Here is an 18,710-nt window from a genome sequence, read left to right on the forward strand (position 1 = left end):
GGTATAGCTTTTTTCGCATTCCCGCAAGACTTTGACAATCTTTTTTGCAAGAAAATGTCAACTTTTGCGCTTTCGTTGACTCAAATCAACAGATATAAAGATGTGCACATTATTATATATTATATAAAGGGGATTTCTTTAGGGGAACTTGGAAAAACGTGATACAGCATGAGAAAACAGGAGAAAGCATGACAAAGCATGAAGAAATGGAGGGTAAACATGAGGAAAACATGAGGAGATGTGGGGAAGCATGAAGAAAATGCGGGACAAAAGAGGGGAAAAGGGCAAGGAGGGGGGAAGACTGTTCCTTTAGGGGAAATAAGAAAACTCAAGGATTTTTCGCACCATGAGAATTGCATGCAGATTTTTAAGGAATGGATTCAAAGGAAAAACGCAGGAATTTGCGTTTTAGTTATCATACTGACAATTAATCGGTTAAGCATCTTACAACACTTTTCCACACAGAAAAATGACTGCCATCCGTTACCTTTCATGGCATGATCAATGACGATTTTATGTGCGAAAGACTACCGCAGGAAGGGGAAAACGTTACCTTTAGGTATCTGTAACGCCAAAATTGGTAGGGCGGAGCATGACACGTAGCATGGAAAAAGACGGAGTCCGCACATTATGATAAATACAGAATTAGAAAACTCAAGCATGTTTTACAAGAAAAAAATACCACTTAACATGGGAAATATGCCACCAACAGCAATAGATTCCATAAAAAACAACATATCCGCAAACAGCATCACATCCAATGCACGCCACCCATACAAAAGCTAACGTGGCATGAACGCCTTTTGCATCCATGCCACGCTATATGGTGATTTCCATGAAAACCAAGGAAATTACTCCTTCACACAAAGTTTGTTGTCCTTGACAATGCCATTGAGGACGGTGCCGTCGTCAATATTGCCGATATACTTCTTCAGCACACAGATATTCTTGCCATAACCGGCTTTCACAAGATCCTTTATGGTGTTGCCCACGCAGAAATCGCCGCAGAGCCCCGCCACCTCTATCACTTGGATGTCGTTGTCCTTGATAATCTGCTGAAGACGTGCCGCACTTGCCTTGTTTGCCATAATGGAATATTCGTCAACCTTCACGTCATCGCCCTTTGTAAGCACCGGCGCATTAGCCTGATGAGCATGGACAGCATCGATAACAGGCTGGAAGATTGCCGCACCATGTGTGTGCTCCACACAGTGGGCAGGCCACAGACCGCCGTTTGGCTTGAATGAAGAATGGTTGTATGGGTGGAAATCGGCTGTCATCACAATCTGCTTGTATGTCCCTTTCGGCTGTGCCGCGATATAATCCGCGAGAGCCTGCATGGATTCCGGAGCACCGTTCACGGCGAGAGAGCCGTTGATGAAGTCGTACTGTACGTCAACGAGCAGGAGCATCTTGTTACCCTTCATGCACTTTGCGTCATTCTTACATGTTTTCTGCGCCATGACGTTTGACGCGCTGACAATCATTGCCATAATCAAAAATAATAATTTTTTCATTTCTGTTTGTTTGTATACTGTTTTTGTAAAAAACGGTACAAAATTACAAATAAAAATTATAATATGGTGTTTTTTCCACAAAAAATGCTAAAATGGATATAACTTTTTGCCTTTTTCAACGTCTTAATAGTAATTTCGCATCCAAATACATTAATAACATAAAAGAAAGAAGCATTATGAAAATGAAAACAATGGCAATCGCCTTGGTTGCCGGCACACTTCTCATGGGTAGCTGTGCAAGTAAGAAGGACCTCGAGAACTGCAAGTCGGAGAATGCCAAGCTCTCAACTAACTATCAGGAAAGCAAGGAGGCTTTGGCTGCTGCCAATGCGCGCATCAGCTCTCTGCAGGACCAGCTTTCACAGTGTCAGGGTGTCAACAAGACTTTGCAGGACAACCTCGCAAAGAGCCTTGACAACACATCTGCAAACAGTGTGAACATCGCAAAGCTCGTTGACCAGATTAATGAGTCAAACCAGTACATACGCCACCTTGTCGAGGTGAAGTCAAAGAGCGACTCTCTGAACCTTGTCCTCACAAACAACCTTACACGCTCTTTGAGCAAGGAGGACTTGAAAGAGGTTGACGTTCAGGTGCTGAAGGGTGTTGTCTACATCTCTCTTGCTGACAACATGCTCTACAAGAGCGGTTCTTACGAAATCAACGCTCGTGCAGGCCAGACACTGTCAAAGATTGCGAAGATTATCACTGACTACAAGGACTACGACGTGCTCATCGAGGGTAACACTGACGATGTGCCTATCACACGTGAGAACATCCGTAACAACTGGGATCTCTCTTGTCTCCGCGCAGCAAGCGTGGTCATGGAGCTCCAGACAAAGTACGGTGTTGACCCTAAGCGTCTTACAGCCGGTGGTCGTGGCGAGTACAACCCGCTCGTAGCTAACAGCTCTGAGACAAACAAGCAACGCAACCGCCGCACACAGATTATCATCACTCCGAAACTTGACCAGTTCATGGAGCTTATCGACAAGGCTCCGGAAGACAAATAACCGGACTTGTTGATAATCAGACATATCTGAACATAAAGCAACAGCAGTCAAGATAAACCTTGTCTGCTGTTGCTTTTTTGTGTGCACACCACTTCGCCACCATAAAATCCGTAAAGGCTTGAAAAGGCTGTGACTTTGCAAACGTAAAAAAAGAAAAAGGGCGAAACCGGCAGGAGGGACAATCCCTCAAAACCGGTTCCGCCCGTTATTTCATGCAGATGCCTGTTCAGCGTTTGTTCCGCCAGACCTATTCCGCAAGAAGCGCATCGGCAAGTTCCTGCAGCTTAGGTTCGTCTTCGGCTTTCATGCGAGAAATGATTGTCACCATAGGCTCAACGATTTCAATGTCCTTCATACTGTCAAGCATACATGCCATCACCCTGCCTGCTGTAGGTGCCCATGAGCCATTCTCGATAATGGCAACACGGCGGCTGCGGAAGCCTTTAAGCTGCAGGTGGTGCAGGAAATCGTGCATCGGAGGGAACACATTCCCGTCGTAAGAGGCAGCGGCAACCACCATCTTTCCCATGCGGAAAGCGTCTTCGACAGCCTCTGCCATGTCGTCACGGCAAAGGTCGGTCACGGCAACCTTGCCGGCACCTCTCTCACGGAGTATCTCCGCCATGCGCTCTGCAGCAGCCTTTGTGCCACCATGTATGGAGGCATAAGCCACGAGGACTCCTTCTGTCTCCACCTCATAGGCAGCCCATGTGTTGTAGAGTCCGAGGTAATAGCCAAGATTCTCACTCAGGACAGGACCGTGAAGCGGACAGATGATGTTCACATCCAGCTTGGAGAGTTTGTCAAGCAGACGCTTTACCTGCGCACCGTACTTACCGCAAATGTTGAAATAGTAACGGCGTGCCTCGCAAGCCCAGTCTTCATCAGCAGACAATGCTCCGAATTTGCCGAATGCATCGGCAGAGAACAGCACCTTGTCGACATCGTCGTAGCTCACAATCACCTCAGGCCAGTGAATCATTGCAGCAGCATAGAATGTCAGAGTGTGCTCACCGAGGCAAAGCGTATCGCCCTCTTTTACTGCCACTGAGCGACCGTCAATGTCTATGCCCTCAAAGAACTGTGGCAGCATCTTCAATGCTTTATCCGATGCAACAACTTGCATCTCAGGATATTCTGCGACCATATCGGCAACAAGAGAGGCATGGTCTGGCTCCATGTGGTGCACCACGAGATAATCAGGAGTGCGCCCGGCGAGAGCCTCCTTCAGGTTCTTCTTCCACTCGTCTCCCTTTCTGCCGTCGCAAGTGTCCATGACGGCAACTTTCTCATCAAGAATAACGTATGAGTTGTACGACATTCCGTTAGGCACCTCGTACTGGCTTTCAAACAAATCGATATCGAGGTCATCGACACCGATATACTTGATTTTAGATGTTATGTCTGTCATTGTTTAGTTTTGTTTTATGTTTGTTTCTTTAATCTTTCGTGTTAAGTCTTATTGCCAAAGCCTTTTACCACCTCCTTTCACATACCATCGCCTTACCAGAGCAACAGCAAGCCGGCGAAAGCCGCCATAAGCATCATCTTTATCGGATTGACCTTCACCCAGAAAGTGCCGATGAACGAGGCTATGAAAATCGCTATAGAGACATAGAAATACCACGGATTATCCGGTGTTGAGAAATTATCAGCACTAAGCAGCATCAGTGTGGCAGCTGCAAGCAATCCCACAACCGCAGGACGCAGTCCCATGAAGACATACTGTATCGTAATGGAATCCTTGTATTTCATGAACATCCTGGAGATAAGAATCATAAGGACGAAGGACGGAAGCACCAATGCAAAAGTAGCCACAACACTGCCAAGCACCGCCATAGCATCACCAAGCCCGGCGTTATGAGCGGCTGTGTAGCCGCAATATGTAGCGGAATTTATGCCTATCGGTCCCGGAGTCATCTGTGAGACGGCAACGATATTGGTGAACTCCGCAGAACTCATCCAATGATGATGTATCACCACTTCCCTCTGGATAAGAGACAACATACCGTACCCTCCGCCAAAACCAAAGAGTCCGATTTGGAAGAATGTTATGAATAATGTAAGATATATCACAGTAATATTGTTTTTGCCATCCTGCCATGCAACACTGTCAGGCAGAATGTCCTATGTCTCATTTCCCGTCTTGGTATCCGTTATCATCTTCTGAAAGCATGCCGTAGACATATCCACCCACGCCGGCTGCAATGATTATATATACCGGGTTCACTCCCAACAACCATATCAGCAAGGCAGAAGCTGCCGGAATCCAGCAATTGGCAAGCGTCAGTCCTGCTGATTTTGCAAGACTGAACGTAGGTGCAGCGATAAGGGCAACCACTGCCGGGCGTATGCCGTTGAAGCATGCAGCCACCCATTCTACATTGCGAAACTGATGGAAATAGGCGGCGATGGCAAGGATTATCAGGAACGAAGGCAAGGCGGCACCCAAGGCGGCATATAGCGCCCCGTTGGTCTTATGCAGCTTATAGCCGATAAATGTAGAGATATTAATGGCGAAAACTCCCGGGCAAGACTGCGCCAAGGCTATCAAGTCCAAGAATTCCTCACGGTCTATCCAACGGTTCCTGTCCACCACATATTTCTCTATCACAGGTATCATGGTATATCCTCCGCCAAACGTAAAAAGCCCGATGCGGAAGAATATCTTGAAAAGTCTGTGTGGCGAACTGCCATCTTCTTTGTGATTATAACCTTCTGCCATATCGTATGTTAATACAATCTTACGCTACCATCGTATCATAAGGCAGATTCCGGAGAGCACATCTCCAAATGTTCACGCCATAACGGCGCGCATTTCCCGAATCCGGTTCATGCGTTCAGACATGCCTCCGGAACCTGCCGGCACATTAAACAGTGTTTAGGAGTTTTTCTCAATCCACTTGCGTGCATTGACAAATGCCTCATGCCAAGGAGTCACCTTGTCCGTAAGGCGACGGTCCTCAGGATAGTATCCGCACTGCCAAGGGAACTGCGTACGCTCAGGATGCGGCATAATGGCAAGATGACGTCCGTCCTTGCTTGCAAGAGCAGCCACATTATAGTCTGAGCCATTAGGATTTCCAGGATATTCTGAGCGGTTGTACTTCGCCACGACATTGTACTCCTGCTCAGCGAGAGGTAAGCTGAACTTGCCTTCTCCGTGGGCTACCCAGCAGCCGATCTTCTCTCCTGAGAGTGAGCCAAACATAACTGAGTCGTTCTGAGGTATGGTGAGAGTGACAAATGCAGACTCGAACTTGTGAGAATCGTTGTGCAGCATCTGTGCATAGTCACGTGCATCGGTTGACGCTGTGGTATTGTTCAGCAGCCCGAGTTCCACCATCAGCTGGCAGCCGTTACATACACCGAGGGACAGAGTGTCCTTGCGTGCATAGAACTTGTCCAGTGCTTCTTTCGCCTTTGCATTGAAGAGGAACGCTCCTGCCCAACCCTTAGCAGAACCAAGGACATCGGAATTGGAGAATCCGCCACAGAATGCGATGAGGTTAACCTCCTCAAGCGTCTCACGACCTGTGATGAGGTCGGTCATCGTAACATCCTTAACATCGAAGCCTGCCATGTAGAATGAGTATGCCATCTCACGCTCGGAGTTGGTTCCCTTCTCACGGATGATGGCTGCAACCGGGCGCTTTCCTTCCGGACGAGGAGTGACAGTGAGAGATTCACCGCTTACAGACCACTCGACAGGAATGTTCTTGTAGTTCACGAAACGTTCGGCAGCCTTACCGTTAAAGCTCTGGCGACGGTCAAGGAGATATGATGTGCTGTACCATACATCGCGGAGTTCATCGATGTTGAACTCGAAAGTCATCTCGCGCTCGGCTATCTTTCCGTTAGGCACCTGAGCATTGCTCATGGTCTTTGTGATAGTAATCTTGCGGTCGCTGCCCCATACCGGTGCACCGATTTTAGCATAGCCGACACCGGCATCCTCAAGGATTTTCTTCACACAGTTTGCGTCTGACTCCTTGACCTGGATGACAACACCGGGATTCTCGGCAAAGAAGACCTTAACGATGTCCTGCTCCTGAATCTTGTCAAGGTTAAGATTGAGACCGCCCTTTGTGTTTGCGAAGCACATCTCAAGCAATGTTGTGATGAGACCACCGGCAGAGATGTCGTGACCGGCAAGCACAAGTCCTTCTTTCACAAGCTCTTGCACAGCGAGGAAAGCGTCACGGAAATACTCCGGATTCTTCACCGTAGGCACGTCAGAACCAACCTTTCCCTGTGACTGCGCAAAGGCAGAACCGCCAAGTTGGAGACTGTCGAAAGAGAAATCTATGTAGTAAAGGCGTGATGCTTCTGTCTCCTTGATTACCGGAGAGACAACTTTTCTCACATCGCTCACCTCACCTCCGGCAGAAACAATCACCGTTCCCGGAGCGATAACCTTCTTTCCGTCAGGATATTTCTGTGTCATTGACAAAGAGTCCTTGCCTGTCGGCACGTTAATCTGCAAGTCACAACAGAAATCTGAGAGAGCTTTCACTGCCTTATAGAGGCGTGCATCCTCACCTTCCTGTGAACGGCAAGGCCACATCCAGTTGGCAGAAAGTGAAATGCTGTCTGTTCCTTCTGCCATAGGTGCCCACACAAGGTTGGTCAAAGCCTCAGCAACGGAGAGTACAGAGCCTGCCTCCGGATTGGCAAGTGCAGCCTGTGGAGCATGACCTATTGATGTTGCTATACCTTTATCGCCCTGATAGTCAAGGGCAACAGCACCACAGTCGGAGAGTGGAAGCTGCAATTCGCCCTGGCACTGCTGACGTGCGACACGGCCTGTGACGGAGCGGTCAACCTTGTTTGTCAACCAATCCTTACATGCAACAGCCTCAAGCTGGAGTACATTCTTGACATAGTCTGTGAGAGTATCACTCAGTGTTGACTGTGCAGAGATGCCAGTTTGGTCGTAAGTCACGACATCATACTTGCGCTCCACTGTCTTGTCAACCATGAATGTCTTAGGCGAGCTGCCGAACATCTGGTCGACAGAGAGATCGAACGGACGCACGCCGTCAGCCTGCTCAAAGGCAAAACGATGGTCACCGGTAGTCTCACCGACAGTGTACATCGGTGCACGCTCGCGGTCGGCAATCTTCTGCACATGCTCAATGGCAGCCTCATCAATGAGAAGTCCCATACGTTCCTGTGACTCATTGGCGATGATTTCCTTTGCTGAGAGAGTCTTGTCGCCCACAGGGAGCTTGTCCATGTGAATCAGACCGCCACACTCCTCAACAAGTTCCGACAGACAGTTGACATGACCTGCCGAACCATGGTCGTGTATAGACACAATAGGATTGTTCTCTTCCTCACCAAGAGCACGGATAACATTGTACGCACGCTTCTGCATCTCAGGATTTGCACGCTGCACGGCATTAAGCTCGATACCGCTTGAATAGCGTCCAGTCTCAACGGAAGACACAGAACCGCCGCCAAGACCGATGCGGTAGTTCTCGCCACCCATGACAACAACCTTGTTGCCTGCCTGTGGCTCGCCCTTCAGACAGTCGCGCTCAACGCCATAGCCTACACCGCCGGCAAGCATGATGACCTTGTCATAAGCGTACTGTTCCTCATTCTCCTGATGCTCGAAAGTAAGCACAGAACCACAGATAAGCGGCTGTCCGAACTTGTTTCCGAAGTCGGAAGCACCGTTGGATGCCTTGATAAGAATCTGCTCCGGTGTCTGGTAGAGCCATTCTCTGACAGGCATAATCTTCTCCCAAGCCTGGCTTGTGCCCTCTTTGCGTGGGTAAGAAGTCATGTAAACAGCTGTTCCTGCGATTGGCCATGAGCCTACACCGCCACCCATACGGTCACGGATTTCACCGCCTGTACCTGTCGCAGCACCGTTGAAAGGCTCCACTGTGGTAGGAAAGTTGTGAGTCTCCGCCTTCAAAGAGATGACAGATTTCACCTTCTTAACCTTGTAAAGGTCAGGCTGAGAGTGGTCGGCAGGAGCAAACTGCTCAATCTCAGGGCCTGCACTGAACGCCACATTGTCCTTGTATGCCGAGAGAATCTTGTTAGGGTTCTCCTTTGTAGTCTTCTTAATCATCTGGAACAGTGAAGATTCCTTCTCCTCCCCATCAATGATGAATGTGCCTCCGAAGATTTTGTGGCGGCAGTGCTCAGAGTTAATCTGTGCGAAACCGAATATCTCAGAGTCTGTGAGAGGGCGTCCGAGTTCCTCCTCAACCTTATGGAGATACTCGATTTCCTCCTTTGACAGTGCGAGACCTTCCTGCTCGTTGTATTCCTCAAGGTTCTCAACGTGCTTGATTGGTTCCGGCTTGATGTCAACGGTGAAGATGTTCTGGTCAAGTCCTTCATACATACGCTGCAGCATAGGGTCATGCTCAGCGTCAGCACTATCAACAACCCAATACTCCTCTATACGCGAAATGCCCTTGAGTCCCATGTTCTGTGTTATCTCAACGGCATTCGTACTCCAAGGAGTAATCATCTCACGGCGAGGACCTACATAGAAGCCCTTCAATTCCGCGTCACCAAGAAGTGTCGCGTTGCTGTAAAGCCAGCAAAGTTCTTTAACTTCATCCGCGGCAGGCTGATGGTCAATCTGCGTTGCGATGATGCTCTGTGATGGTGTCTTGAAAAAGAGAATCATTGTTCCTATAATGTTATTTTGTTAATATCCGTACTTTCCGCAAAGTTACAACATTTCCTTAAATAATGTGTAACAGAAGGTTATAATATAAGTTTTTTTAATAGAGACATAATGCCTGGCTTCAACTAAGACCGCTGCAAAAGTGCTATATTTCACAAGCGATTCCAAATTTCATGGGGGGGGGGTACACATGGGGTACACTGCTATTTCCTATTCCTTTCCTTGCCTTTTTGCCCAGAAAGGAAAGAGGTATACAATCAAAAAGTTGCATTTCCATCTTGAATGTACAGCGGCACACCTTCACCTGAAGGCATGCCGCTGCTTTTCATTCATTTATCGCCATAATGTCCTTTCGCAGTAATGACCTCAACATTCAGAATATCATCACAAACGGAATAGACAATACGGTTTTTTTTATCAATCTGCCTGCTCCATTTTCCTGTAAGATTGCCACGCAGAGGTTCAGGATGCCCTATCCCTTCATAAGGATGGCTTTCAAGTTCACCAAAGATGGTGTATATTTTCTTAAGTGATTTCTTTTGACCTGAATGCTTCCAGTATTTCAAATCCTCAAGAGCCTGGTCAGTAAATACGAGTTTATACGTCATAAGCCCAAAGCATCCTTTATTTCCTCCATGGTCATTGTATGGCAACGACCATTCTTAAGGTCTTCCTCGCCACGACGTATAGCAGCAAGATTCTCCTGGTTCTCAAACCATTTGTCACCACTCGGACTGACAGAAAGCTTACTCTTCTTACTTTTCTGCACAGTACATCCAAGCTCCTTTGCCAAGGAGCGCAACAGTTTCATCTTGCTTGCCGGGACATTCAATGTCAATGTATTATATGCCTCCATAATTGTTTCCATAATAATTTTAACCGCAAAAATATACATTTTCTACCAATCCTGCAAATAAAAACAAGAAAAACAATCACAGAGCAATATTTTCCCCACCCCGCATTAAGCCACAGCGGCACACCTTCCAATGAAGGCATGCCGCTGCTTTTTATTGCAATAATTGGCGGATTATCAATTAAATCGCCACGAAAAACACTTATTTCACAACGCCTTTCTCAAGATACTCGGCGAGGTTTGTGCGCATAACGCTCGCAACATGCTCGGCAGCAACCTTCTGCATGTCATGCGCAACCATTATCTCAACAAGCTTCTCGAAAGAAGTTGTCTGTGGATTCCATCCCAATTCGTTCTTCGCCTTTGTAGGGTCGCCCCAGAGGTTGACAACGTCTGTAGGACGGTAGAAGTCCTCGCTGACAGCGACAACGACCTTTCCTGTCTTCACATCGATACCCTTCTCGTTGACGCCTTCGCCTTCCCAACGCAGCTCTATGCCGGCATAGTGGAATGCGAGAGTAGCGAACTCGCGGACTGTATGCTGCACACCGGTAGCGATGACAAAGTCTTCCGGTGTATCGTGCTGGAGGATAAGCCACATACACTCAACATAATCCTTGGCATAACCCCAGTCGCGGAGGGAGTCAAGGTTACCGAGATAGAGGCAGTCCTGCTTTCCCTGAGCGATGCGTGCGGCAGCAAGAGTAATCTTTCTTGTCACGAATGTCTCGCCACGACGCTCTGATTCATGGTTGAAGAGAATGCCTGAGCAGCAGAACATGTCGTATGCCTCACGGTACTCCTTGATAATCCAGAAACCGTAGAGCTTTGCAACAGCGTAAGGAGAGTAAGGATGGAACGGAGTCTTCTCATTCTGAGGAACTTCCTCCACCTTTCCATAAAGCTCTGAAGTGGAAGCCTGATAAATCTTGCAAGTCTTCTCCAGATGGTTTGTGCGCACAGCTTCCAACACACGGAGCACACCTGTCGCATCAACATCGGCAGTGAACTCCGGAGCGTCGAAGCTCACCTGCACATGTGACTGTGCAGCAAGGTTGTATATTTCATCAGGGCGCACAAGTCCTACCAGCTTCACAAGCGACATGGAGTCTGTCATGTCGGCATAGTGGAGGTGGAAATGCGGAGTTCCTTCGAGGTGCGCAATACGCTCGCGGTAGTCCACACTGGAGCGGCGGATGATACCGTGAACCTCATAACCCTTGTCGAGGAGGAACTCTGAAAGATAACTTCCGTCCTGACCTGTCACACCCGTAATCAATGCTACTTTCTTTTCCATAGATACTTTCTGTTGTTTATTGTTTTGAATATTTTATTTTATTACGAAATGGACTCCTTGTACCATTCAAAGAGCTTCTGCACACCGTCCTCAATCTCCACCTTATGTGTCCATCCGAGAGAGTGGAGCTTGGAGACATCGATGAGTTTGCGCATGGTTCCATCTGGTTTGCTTGCGTCAAAGCATACTTCTCCCTCAAAACCTACTGCCTTCACCACAAGTTCGGACAACTCGCGGATAGTCAGTTCCTTACCCGTTCCGACATTGATGTGGCAGTTCCTTATCTCACCGAGTGAAGGAATGGCACCGCCACGCCCTGCGGAATGGTTGCGGTCAACGGCTCCGTCGGTGCTCGCGCCATAGTGAACACTGGAATATTTCTCTATGCCGATAATGTCCTTGAACTCCACATTGAGCAGGCAATGCACGGAAGCGTCCGCCATGTCCTCACTCCAAAGGAACTCGCGGAGCGGAGTGCCTGTGCCCCACAGTGTCACACGGTTGTTCTCTATGCCGTATTTCGCCAGCACTTTCTCTATCTCCTCATTGCTTGCCTTGCCGTCGACGCCCTCCACGGGACGGATGTCCATGTCCTTGCGCAGTGCATCCCAATCGCCCTCATGGATGAGTTTCGCAAGGTAAATCTTGCGCATCATGGCAGGCATCACGTGGGAGTTCTCAAGGTGGAAGTTGTCATTCGGACCGTAAAGGTTGGTAGGCATCACGGCGATGTAGTCCGTGCCATACTGCAAGTTGTACGATTCGCACATCTTCAAACCTGCAATCTTCGCAATGGCGTACTCCTCATTGGTGTACTCCAGTTCGGAAGTGAGGAGGCAATCCTCCTTCATCGGCTGCGGAGCGTTCTTCGGATAGATACATGTGCTTCCGAGGAACAAGAGCTTCTGCACACCGTGGGCATACGCCTCACTGATGACGTTGCACTGCATCTTCATGTTCATCATCATGAAGTCGGCACGATACAGCGAGTTAGCCATAATTCCGCCCACGAAAGCAGCCGCAAGGACTACCGCATCGGGACGCTCCTCGTCAAAAAAAGCGCGCACGGCAACCTGGTCAGTGAGGTCAAGCTCCTTGTGGGTACGTCCCACAAGATTGTCATAGCCACGGGCTTTCAAATTGTTCCAAATGGCGGAACCAACCAAACCACGATGGCCAGCAACATAGATTTTGCTGTCTTTTCTCAGTTTCATTATCCTAATTCTCTTTTTGTTTGTAAACCTCTTTCTATATATAGTTTAAGTCTAAAAATCACTGCAAAGATAGCAAAAATATTATAATAATCTTAGAATTTCAAAAAAAAACAATAATTTTGCACATATTTTTATCATATATCTATGAATATTGCAGTAATCCTTGCCGGCGGCAGCGGTTCGCGTGTCGGCGGCGACAAACCGAAACAGTTCCTCCGTGTGGCGGGGAAAATGATTATAGAGCATACAATCGAGGCGTTCCACATCAATCCGCGCATCGATGAGATAGCCATCGTCTCACGCGAGGATTATCTCGAAGAGGTGAAGGAAATGGTCTCCAACAACGGCTACTCAAAGGTGAAGCATGTCCTCTGTGGCGGCAAGGAACGTTACCATTCGTCACTTGCTGCCATAAGCACATGCCGTAACAACGATGACCGCCTGCTCTTGCACGACTGCGTGCGCCCGCTGGTGACGCAGCGAATCATCAACGACTGCCTTGACGCCCTTGACAGGTATGAGGCTGTGGATGTGGCAGTTCCGACGACGGACACTATCATCGAGACAGCACCCGACGGCAGAATAGTGCGCATACCCTCACGCAACAGCCTCCGCAACGTGCAGACACCGCAGGGCTTCCGCTGCGGAACCATCCGCCGTGCCTTTGAGCTTGCCCTGCAGGACCCGGACTTCATGCCGACGGACGACTGTTCCGTGGTGTTCCGCTACCTGCCCGACACCCCCATTTTCGTAGTCGAGGGCGACCCGATGAACATCAAAGTGACTTACCGCGATGACCTGAAAACAGTGGAGGAGCATATCCTTGGCAGAACACGGTGACAGGCTTAGCAAAAGCAACAGAAGAGTATTAGGCAATGGTTGCCACTGAAAAAAGCAACGTAATCAGAAGAATATGGGCAAGTCAGATATACGCCGGCTGATAGGCGAGACAACAGAATACGACAAAAAGCAAGCCTTGGAGGTCAAGAAGCCGAAGAGCTGGTGCAAGAGTGTTAGCGCCTTTGCCAATGGCACAGGCGGCAGACTCATTTGGGGCATTGCCGATGACGACACGTTAGTAGGCCTTTCTGACGCCAAGGGTGATGCTGAGAAAATAAGCGAGACTGTCAAGTCACACCTTGACCCTATACCAGAGTTCGATTTGTCTTTTGCAGAAGTGGACAACAAGAATTTTATCGTGCTGGCTGTGATGCCTGGTACTCAGACACCTCATTACTATATTGGTGATGGACAGATGCAGGCTTTCGTTCGTGTGGGTAACGAAAGTGTGGTGGCAAGCATGTCAAAACACAAGCAACTTGTACTTAAAGGCTGCAACATGTCGTATGACAGTTTGGTGTCCCGATGGAAATTTGAGGATATGGCATTCACGGTGCTGCGTGCCACTTACTTCAAACGCACCAATCGGTCTTTTGAAGACAGTGACTACGAATCATTTGGCATCATTAACGAAAAAGGCGAACTGACCAATGCCGGTGCACTCCTTGCCGACTATTCACCTGTGCGTAATTCCCGTTTGTTTTGTACTCGCTGGAACGGACTTGACAAAGCTCACGGAGTGATGGATGCACTGGATGATGAAGAGTACAGTGGAAGTCTTGTGACTTTGCTTCAAGCCGGTCTGGACTTTGTCCGCCGCAACACGAAGAAGGGCTGGCGCAAGACTGCTGACAACCGCCTTGAATATCCGGAGTATCCGGAAACAGTCGGTATAGCTCAAAGTGCCATACAAAAGCATATCAACAGAATGAAGGTTGACGGCATTATCGTTCGCCATGGAGGTGATAGAGGTGGTCACTGGGAAGTCATTAAATAGCACCAACTTGCTTCTCAATGGCTAATGGATATACAGCACGCATGACCAGACACAACGAAAGGTAACACTTTGCCGAGTGGAAAGTAACCTTTCGCATGGTAAAAGGTAACCTTTTGAGACACAAAGTGTTACCTTTTGTTTTACGATTTACATTTACTTGAAAATCAACAGGATACATTAAACCAAAACAAACACCACTCACTTAAATCCGTCAAGACATTAATACGTCCTGTTCCACTCATCACATCTTCGCTTTTCTTAGGATTTCACGCATCATTATATAGCGTGGGCCCTTTGTCGCGTCATAACCTCCGCGCTCTTTGTACCTCCTCTCCGCAGCCTCAGCACGCAAGCGAAACCGACGTGCTTCCTCACCATACAGAGTGGGTATTGCTTTTATTGGTAATGCCATAATATATAATGTTTTAATGTTGCATACCGCAAAGGTAATAAATAATTTTACAAACAAGCTTTGATAGCAAAGATTTTGATTGTGGCATTATATTCCTACAAAATCACAACAAATCACCATGTTTTTCAAGCAAAAAGCACTCCACATTTGCATAGTCAGGAAAATTTCAGTACTTTTGCACTACGCATGCCGTTACACAGTAACGGAGGGCGGAAAAGAACAAGCATATTCCATAACGAAAAGAAATGAACACAGCAATCATCATAGCAGGAGGCTCGGGCAACAGAATGGGGCAGGACATCCCCAAACAGTTCATAAACGTCTATGACAAACCTGTACTCATCTACACTCTCGAGGGCTTCCAGAAGCATCCGGACATCGACGCGATAGGCGTTGTCTGCATCAACGGCTGGGAAAAGGTTGTCGAGGCATACGCCAACCAGTTCAACATCACGAAGCTGCAATGGATTGTCCCCGGCGGAAACAGTGCGCAGGAGAGCATCCGCAATGGTGTTGCGCACCTCGAAGGAACATGCTCGCCCGACGACATCGTGGTCATCCACGACGGCATACGCCCGCTTATCGACGACACAGTGCTGACGGATGTCATAGAGAAAGCCGCCACTTATGGCAACGCTGTCACCTCCATGCCGTACAATGAGCAGATTTTCGTCGTTGACAGCAATGAAGAAACGACAACGACACAGTTCATTCCGCGCGAGACTTTGCGGCGTGTCTCCACTCCGCAGGCGTACCACTATGACCTTCTCAGTGAGAAATACCGCGAGGCTTTCACCAAGGAGATTGGCATTTACGGCTCACATTACACCAACACAATGATGGTAGAACTGGGCGTAAGGCTGCATTTTGCAAAGGGTTCTGACAAGAACATAAAACTGACAACCAAGGATGACCTCGAACTTTTCAAGGGTTATCTGACAAAAGGAAAGGACAACTGGCTGAAATGATTAACAAGAAACATCCGCAATACATGGAGGACATCCGCAATGTCCTCAGCGTAAAAGGCATTGAAAGGCTGCAAGGGAAGCGCATCATCGTCACCGGTGCGACGGGACTGCTTGGCGTCCACCTCATCGATGCGCTTATGGCTCTCGGCAATGTGAGCATCATTGCCGTGGGAAGAAACCGTGAAAGGGCAGCCGAAAGGTTGGGAGAATATTTCTCTTCCCCACTCTTTTCTTTCCTTGAACAGGACGTCATGCTGCCTTTTCCGGAAGACATCACCGCCGATTACGTCATCCCTCTTGCGAGCAACACCCACCCTCTCGCCTACTCACAATACCCTGTGGAGACGATGCTCATCAACCTTAAAGGTGCGGAACATGCTCTCGAACTCGCACGGAGGTGTGGCGCGACGGTGCTCTACCCAAGCACTGTGGAGGTTTATGGCAACGCACGAGGCAACGATGTGTTCACCGAGGACTACACCGGTGTGCTGAATCTCGCCACAAGCCGTGCCGGCTACTCGGAATCAAAGCGTTCCTGCGAAGCTCTGTGCCAGTCGTATGGCGCGGAATATGGCGTGAACGTTAAGATTGTGCGCCTCAGCCGTGTCTTCGGACCGACAATGCTGATGTCTGACAGCAAAGCTTCTTCGCAGTTCATAAAGAAGGCTCTCGCAGGTGAGGACATTGTGCTGAAATCGGAGGGCAAGCAGTTTTTCTCCTACACTTACACCGCCGATGCTGTCGCAGCAATGCTCCACATCATGCTGAACGGCACGAACGGCACGGCATACAACATCGCCAACGACAACTGCAATGTCCATCTGAGGGATTTTGCAGGACTTTGTGCCGAGCTATGCGGCAGGGAGGTTGTCTTTGACCTTCCTTCCGAAAGCGAGCGGAAAGGGTTCTCCGTGGCGATGAACGCCATACTTGACACCGAAAGGCTCCGCAATTCGGGCTTCACTCCCATGTACACAATGAAGGATGCCGTGGCGCGGACGATACACATTTTGAAGAATGACTGAACTCGAAGAATACAACAAAAGGCATCTTCCGGCAGTGCACAGGAAGGAACTTGCCATACTTTGCGCGATACACGACATCTGCGTCCGCCACAAAATAGACTACTGGCTTGACGGAGGGACGTGCCTCGGTGCTGTCCGCCATAAGGGATTCATACCTTGGGATGATGACATCGACATCGCAATGCGCACGGAAGACATCCCGCGCTTTGCCGAGGTGGCACGGAAAGAGCTGCCGAAAGGACTGTTCCTCCAGACCATGGAGACCGACCCGTCATGCCGTCTGCCTACGATAAAGGTGCGCGACCGCGACTCTTTCGTCGTGGAATACGGTGATGATTTCAGCCGTCAGTACTGCAAAGGGCTGTTTGTGGACATCTTCCCGATGCACTCCTACCCAAGCATCTCACGCAGTTTCTGCAAGCGAGTGTGCCGTGGCTACTGCCGCGCAAACGGCATTCTGCGCCAACAGCATGTCTATTCATGGCGCGCCGTGGCAGAGTTGTTTTGGTTCGGAGCGAAGAGGGTTTATTATAATATAATGTGGAAAGCGGCAAACATGCTGCTGAAACATGACACATATTTCGGCAACCGTATCTCCGACAACGGCTATGGCATCATGCACCGCCGTAATTCCATCTTCCCCGTGAAGACGATTTCCTTCGAGGGAAAGGAGTTTCTCGCCCCTGCAAACCCGGACGCTTACCTCAAAGACCTGTACAAGGACTACATGAAGTTGCCGCCTGAGGACAATAGAAAGGGACACGCCGTGTTCTTCCTCGAGACTCTTTCCGGAAAATGACCATGCGGAACTGAGGACAAAAGACTACATTTCAAACCCAAAAGACCACAACATGAAACCGGCACTCGTTGACATATCGGTACTGATGCTCTTCCATGCGCGTCCCGACCATTTCGGGAAAGTGTGGGCGGAGGTCAGGAAAGCGCGCCCGAAACGCCTGTTCCTCTTTCAGGACGGGACACGCCTTGTTGCAAAGGACGGCACACCTGTGACGGACATCCGCCTTTCAAAGGATTGGCAGGGCATAGAGGAATGCCGCCGTATGGTGGACGACACGATGATAGACTGGGACTGTGAGGTGCACAGAAACTATCAAGAGAAGAACCTCGGATGTGACCCGAGCGAGTTCCTTTCGCAGCAATGGGCGTTCTCGCTGACGGACAAGTGCATTGTCCTTGAGGACGACGATGTGCCGAGCCTGTCATTCTTCACGTTCTGCAAGGAGATGCTTGACAAGTACGAGGATGACCCTCGGGTGACAATGATCGCAGGTTTCAACACCGACGAGGATTCACGGAAGCATCTGAAGGCAGTCAACGGCACCGTTCCCGACTACTTTTTCACACGCGCTTTCTCCATTTGGGGCTGGGCATCGTGGGCAAGAGTGATAAGGAATCTTGACGGCGAATATGGTTTTGTGCATGACAAGACGCAATTCGAGAAGCTGAAAGAAAAGGCTAAACTCCACCGTCAGCGCAGCGAAATGCTCCCTCTCTGCCTGCAGCACAGCACGACAGGCATCCCTTACTACGAGACAATCTTCTGGGCGTACATGACCCTCAACGACGGACTTGCCATAATGCCGTCCGTGAACCTTATCAACAACATCGGTCTTGAAGGAGGGACGCACTACGCCACACAGCTTGATTTGCAGCCGAAACGCCTGCGCCGGCAGTTCACAATGGCACGCCACGAATTGCAGTTTCCGCTCTCCCACCCTGCCGAGGTTGTCGAACATCCGGGCTATCAGCAGCGTTGGTACCTGCGGAACGCGTGGGACAACCCATGGCGCAAGGTGCAATATTCTCTCGAAGAATTATGGCTGAACCTCTGCAAAGGCAATTTCCGTACCATAATCTCCTCAGCAAACAACCGCATAAAGAAGACTTTCAGATAA

18 protein-coding genes are annotated in these 18,710 nt (G+C 49.0%); 8 read left to right on the forward strand and 10 right to left on the reverse strand.

Annotated features, from left to right (window positions below; all coding sequences use genetic code 11):
- The first annotated feature begins 630 nt into the window (after positions 1-630).
- Complete coding sequence (locus E5358_RS14975) at positions 631-786, forward strand: hypothetical protein (RefSeq protein WP_168354539.1); 156 nt, start codon at positions 631-633, stop codon at positions 784-786.
- A gap of 65 nt (positions 787-851) precedes the next feature.
- Here the strand turns inward: E5358_RS14975 and E5358_RS00005 are convergent, their stop codons facing one another.
- Entirely contained in the window at positions 852-1,517 is a 666-nt protein-coding gene (locus tag E5358_RS00005) for an isochorismatase family protein (RefSeq protein WP_277821101.1), read from the reverse strand.
- 176 nt (positions 1,518-1,693) lie between these two features.
- Between E5358_RS00005 and E5358_RS00010 the strand changes: the two genes are divergently transcribed.
- Positions 1,694-2,530 (forward strand): OmpA/MotB family protein, encoded by an 837-nt coding sequence (locus E5358_RS00010; protein WP_172181948.1) that lies wholly within the window; start codon positions 1,694-1,696, stop codon positions 2,528-2,530.
- A 247-nt stretch (positions 2,531-2,777) separates the two neighbouring features.
- Here the strand turns inward: E5358_RS00010 and E5358_RS00015 are convergent, their stop codons facing one another.
- The 8 genes from E5358_RS00015 to E5358_RS00050 all read right to left on the reverse strand — a co-directional run bounded on the left by E5358_RS00015 (position 2,778) and on the right by E5358_RS00050 (position 12,552).
- Complete coding sequence (locus E5358_RS00015; RefSeq protein WP_135938326.1) at positions 2,778-3,941, reverse strand: FprA family A-type flavoprotein; 1,164 nt, start codon at positions 3,939-3,941, stop codon at positions 2,778-2,780.
- A 92-nt stretch (positions 3,942-4,033) separates the two neighbouring features.
- On the reverse strand, positions 4,034-4,606 hold the full coding sequence (locus tag E5358_RS00020) for a chromate transporter (RefSeq protein WP_135938327.1): 573 nt from the start codon (positions 4,604-4,606) through the stop codon (positions 4,034-4,036).
- Positions 4,607-4,664: 58 nt separating this feature from the next.
- A complete protein-coding gene (locus E5358_RS00025; RefSeq protein ID WP_135938328.1) occupies positions 4,665-5,255 on the reverse strand; it encodes a chromate transporter in 591 nt (196 codons plus the stop codon).
- A 156-nt stretch (positions 5,256-5,411) separates the two neighbouring features.
- On the reverse strand, positions 5,412-9,188 hold the full coding sequence (purL, locus tag E5358_RS00030) for a phosphoribosylformylglycinamidine synthase (RefSeq protein ID WP_135938329.1): 3,777 nt from the start codon (positions 9,186-9,188) through the stop codon (positions 5,412-5,414).
- A 329-nt stretch (positions 9,189-9,517) separates the two neighbouring features.
- Positions 9,518-9,796: a Txe/YoeB family addiction module toxin gene (locus E5358_RS00035; RefSeq protein WP_135938330.1), complete on the reverse strand. Its 279-nt coding sequence runs from the start codon at positions 9,794-9,796 to the stop codon at positions 9,518-9,520.
- The gene (locus E5358_RS00040) at positions 9,793-10,056 is read right to left on the reverse strand and encodes a hypothetical protein (protein WP_135938331.1); all 264 of its coding nucleotides are present in this window, start codon (positions 10,054-10,056) and stop codon (positions 9,793-9,795) included. The genes E5358_RS00035 and E5358_RS00040 overlap by 4 nt, the downstream gene beginning before the upstream one ends.
- Before the next feature lie 187 nt (positions 10,057-10,243).
- Positions 10,244-11,338 (reverse strand): GDP-mannose 4,6-dehydratase, encoded by a 1,095-nt coding sequence (gene gmd / locus E5358_RS00045; RefSeq protein WP_135938332.1) that lies wholly within the window; start codon positions 11,336-11,338, stop codon positions 10,244-10,246.
- A gap of 41 nt (positions 11,339-11,379) precedes the next feature.
- Positions 11,380-12,552, reverse strand: a complete 1,173-nt coding sequence (locus E5358_RS00050; RefSeq protein WP_135938333.1) for a GDP-L-fucose synthase family protein — start codon at positions 12,550-12,552, stop codon at positions 11,380-11,382.
- A gap of 144 nt (positions 12,553-12,696) precedes the next feature.
- On the opposite strand from E5358_RS00050, the gene ispD reads away from it, so the two are divergent.
- Both ispD and E5358_RS00060 read left to right on the forward strand, forming a co-directional pair.
- The gene (gene ispD / locus E5358_RS00055) at positions 12,697-13,392 is read left to right on the forward strand and encodes a 2-C-methyl-D-erythritol 4-phosphate cytidylyltransferase (protein ID WP_135938334.1); all 696 of its coding nucleotides are present in this window, start codon (positions 12,697-12,699) and stop codon (positions 13,390-13,392) included.
- Positions 13,393-13,465: 73 nt separating this feature from the next.
- Positions 13,466-14,389, forward strand: a complete 924-nt coding sequence (locus E5358_RS00060; protein ID WP_135938335.1) for an AlbA family DNA-binding domain-containing protein — start codon at positions 13,466-13,468, stop codon at positions 14,387-14,389.
- A 241-nt stretch (positions 14,390-14,630) separates the two neighbouring features.
- Here E5358_RS00060 and E5358_RS14980 read toward each other — a convergent pair whose 3' ends face one another.
- Positions 14,631-14,801, reverse strand: coding sequence for a hypothetical protein (locus tag E5358_RS14980; protein ID WP_168354540.1), 171 nt, complete (start codon positions 14,799-14,801; stop codon positions 14,631-14,633).
- 245 nt (positions 14,802-15,046) lie between these two features.
- Here E5358_RS14980 and E5358_RS00065 point away from each other — a divergent pair, with 245 nt between their 5' ends.
- The 4 genes from E5358_RS00065 to E5358_RS00080 are packed head-to-tail and all read left to right on the forward strand — an operon-like array spanning position 15,047 to position 18,710.
- A complete protein-coding gene (locus E5358_RS00065) occupies positions 15,047-15,769 on the forward strand; it encodes an IspD/TarI family cytidylyltransferase (RefSeq protein ID WP_135938336.1) in 723 nt (240 codons plus the stop codon).
- Entirely contained in the window at positions 15,766-16,794 is a 1,029-nt protein-coding gene (locus E5358_RS00070; protein WP_135938337.1) for an NAD-dependent epimerase/dehydratase family protein, read from the forward strand. Before E5358_RS00065 ends, E5358_RS00070 begins: the two co-directional genes overlap by 4 nt.
- Complete coding sequence (locus E5358_RS00075; protein ID WP_135938338.1) at positions 16,787-17,593, forward strand: LicD family protein; 807 nt, start codon at positions 16,787-16,789, stop codon at positions 17,591-17,593. The genes E5358_RS00070 and E5358_RS00075 overlap by 8 nt, the downstream gene beginning before the upstream one ends.
- A 52-nt stretch (positions 17,594-17,645) precedes the next feature.
- Complete coding sequence (locus tag E5358_RS00080; RefSeq protein ID WP_135938339.1) at positions 17,646-18,710, forward strand: hemolysin activation protein; 1,065 nt, start codon at positions 17,646-17,648, stop codon at positions 18,708-18,710.

The sequence above is a fragment of the Palleniella muris genome (genome assembly GCF_004792655.1).
GTDB lineage: Bacteria > Bacteroidota > Bacteroidia > Bacteroidales > Bacteroidaceae > Prevotella > Prevotella muris_A.